The sequence below is a fragment of the Allobosea sp. P1_A7 genome, assembly GCF_056406775.1.
The window spans coordinates 1-2,639 of record NZ_JBFTZN010000524.1 but is presented as its reverse complement, the minus strand read 5'-3'; the positions used below and the strand labels follow the sequence as shown (position 1 = coordinate 2,639).

The following is a 2,639-nucleotide window of genomic DNA, read 5'->3' as shown; positions in this document are numbered from 1 at the left end:
GGGCACGACGACACCGCCCAAACGCTAGATCCCGCTCATGGATCATTCGCGGGTTTGGCGTTGAGCGCGCGATAGGCGCGCACGACCTGCGAATCGTCGCGCGCGCCATGGCCGAGGCCCGAGCTCGCCAGGAACATCTGATGTGCAGCGGCGGCGAGCGGCAGTGCTGTCCTGGCGGCGCGGCCGGCATCGAGCACGATCCCGAGATCCTTGACGAAAATGTCGACCGCACTGGCGACGGGGGCATCTTCCAGCAGCATGCGCGGACCGCGATCCCGCAGCATCCRGGACGAGGCAGCCGAGCCACCCATGATCTCGAAGAGAATCTTGCCGTCGATCCCCGCCTTCTCGGCGAGCGAGAGCGCTTCGGCCGCCACCGCGATATGGACGCCGCAGAGCAGTTGGTTGACCGTCTTCACGGTCGCACCCTGCCCGGGCTTCTGGCCGACATGGAAGACCTTGTCGCCCATCGCATCGAGCACGGGCTTGGCCAGTGCGAAACTCTCCTGCGGCGCACCGACCATGATGGTCAGCGTCGCGCCGCGCGCGCCGCTGATGCCGCCGGAGACCGGGGCATCGACGAAGTGACGGCCGGTTTTCGTGACCTCCGTCGCGATCGCCTCGACCTCGCCGGGAGGGCAGGTCGCCATCAGCAGCACGCTCGCGCCGGGCGCGAGTGCCGCCAGGGCGCCGGCCTCGAACAGGACCGAGCGCGCCTGGGCGGCATTGACGACCATCAGGACGAGCGCATCGGCATCTCTTGCGGCCGCCGGGGCGCTCTCGGCAGCGTGGCCTCCGGCTGAAACCAGCGCCTCGCGGGCGCTCTTGCGCATATCGAAGCCAGTGACCCGGAACCCCCATGGCGCCGAGCCCGACGAAGGCGATGGATTTGATCTCGTTCACGAACGCAGTCCCTCAAACGCAAACGGGGCCCGGCGGGCCCCGCTGGATTATTCCTTCACGGCTCCGGTCATCGACGAGACGTAATGCTCGACGAAGAAGGAGTAGAGAATGACGACCGGGAGCGAGCCGAGCAGCGCGCCGGCCATCAGCGCCCCCCATTCATAGACGTCCCCGCGCACCAGCTCGGTGAGAACGCCGACAGCGACGGTCTTGTTCTCCGAGGACTGGATGAAGGTGAGCGCGTAGATGAACTCGTTCCAGGAGAGGGTAAAGGCGAAGATGCCGGCCGAGATCAGCCCCGGCACCGCCAGTGGCAGGATGATCTTGACCAGGATCTGCCAGCGGCTGGCGCCGTCGACGAGCGCGCATTCCTCCAGCTCGTAGGGGATCGAGCGGAAATAGCCCATCAGCAGCCAGGTGCAGAACGGCACCAGGAAGGTCGGATAGGTGAAGATCAGCGCGAGCTTGGTGTCGTAGATGCCGAAGCCGAAGATCAGCACGGCGAGCGGGATGAACAGGATCGAGGGAGGTACGAGATAGGCGAGGAAGATCGCCAGCCCGGTGACCCGCGAGCCGCTGAAGCGCAGACGCTCGATCGCATAGGCGGCGAACACGGCGGCGGTGAGCGACAGGATCGTCGATCCGATCGAGACCAAGATCGTGTTGAGCAGCCAGTGCGGATATGTAGTTTCGAACAGCAGATATTTGATGTGGCGCAGCGTAGGCTCGCCCGGCCAGAGCGGGTTGTGGCTCTTGAAATCCGTCAGCTCGTGATTGGGCTTCAGCGCCGTCACGCCCATCCAGTAGAACGGAAACAGCAGCACGAAGATGAAGACGATGAGCGGCAACCAGGTGGTCACCAGCCGACGCGGCAGGTTGGCCATGTAGCTGGTGCCGACGCTTTCGTCGGTGAGCTGAACGCGCGGGGCGGTCGGTTGACTGATGTCGGTCATGGCTGGCGTCCTCAGTCCGCGCCGCCCTGCTGCCATTTCCGCCGCTGCAGGCCGAAATAGCTGAACAGGATCGCTCCGAGCAGGAAGGGGATCATCGCGACTGCGATCGCTGCGCCTTCGCCAAGCTGGCCGCCGGGGATGGCGCGCTGGAAGGAGAGGGTCGCCATCAGGTGAGTGGCGTTGAGCGGGCCGCCGCGGGTCAGCACGTAGATGAGCTGGAAATCGGTGAAGGTGAACAGCACAGAGAAGGTCATCACGACCGCGATGATCGGCGAGAGCAGAGGCAGGGTGATGAAGCGGAAGCGCTGCCAGTTGGTTGCACCGTCGAGCATCGCGGCCTCGTAGAGCGAGGGCGAAATGGTCTGCAGGCCGGCCAGCAGCGAGATCGCGACGAAGGGAATGCCGCGCCAGACATTGGCTGCGATCACCGAGGCGCGCGCATTCGTGGTGTCGCCGAGGAAGTTGATATTGGTCGAGATCAGGCCGAGCTCCTTCAGAGCCCAGGAGATCACCGAGAACTGGGTGTCGAAGATCCACCAGAAGGCGATCGCCGAGAGTACGGTCGGCACCACCCAGGGCAGCAGTACAATGGCGCGGATGAAGGCCTTGAAGGGTAGGTGCTCGTTCAGGAGCAGCGCCAGCCAGAGCCCGAGCGCGAATTTCAGGGCCGAGGCGACGACCGTGTAGAGGATGGTGTTGAAGACCGCGAGCCGGAACACCGAGTCGGTCAGCAGCGACTCGTAATTCTCGAGCCCGATGAAGACGCCCGCCCGGCCGATGCGG

General features: G+C 65.0%; 3 protein-coding genes. All 3 read right to left on the bottom strand.

Features of this window, described 5'->3' with window-relative positions; all coding sequences use genetic code 11:
* Positions 1-35 precede the first annotated feature (35 nt).
* A complete protein-coding gene (locus tag AC1D34_RS37240) occupies positions 36-833 on the bottom strand; it encodes an NAD(P)-dependent oxidoreductase (protein ID WP_476826984.1) in 798 nt (265 codons plus the stop codon).
* Positions 834-950: 117 nt separating this feature from the next.
* Entirely contained in the window at positions 951-1,856 is a 906-nt protein-coding gene (locus AC1D34_RS37235) for a carbohydrate ABC transporter permease (protein WP_441505783.1), read from the bottom strand.
* An 11-nt stretch (positions 1,857-1,867) separates the two neighbouring features.
* Positions 1,868-2,639, bottom strand: a 772-nt coding sequence (locus tag AC1D34_RS37230) for a carbohydrate ABC transporter permease (protein WP_476826983.1), incomplete at its 5' end; no start/stop codon positions are given.

Coding starts and splice junctions, on each gene's coding strand:
- AC1D34_RS37235 (WP_441505783.1), bottom strand. CDS start 1,856: ATGACCGACATCAGTCAACCGACCGCCCCGCGCGTTCAGCTCACCGAC.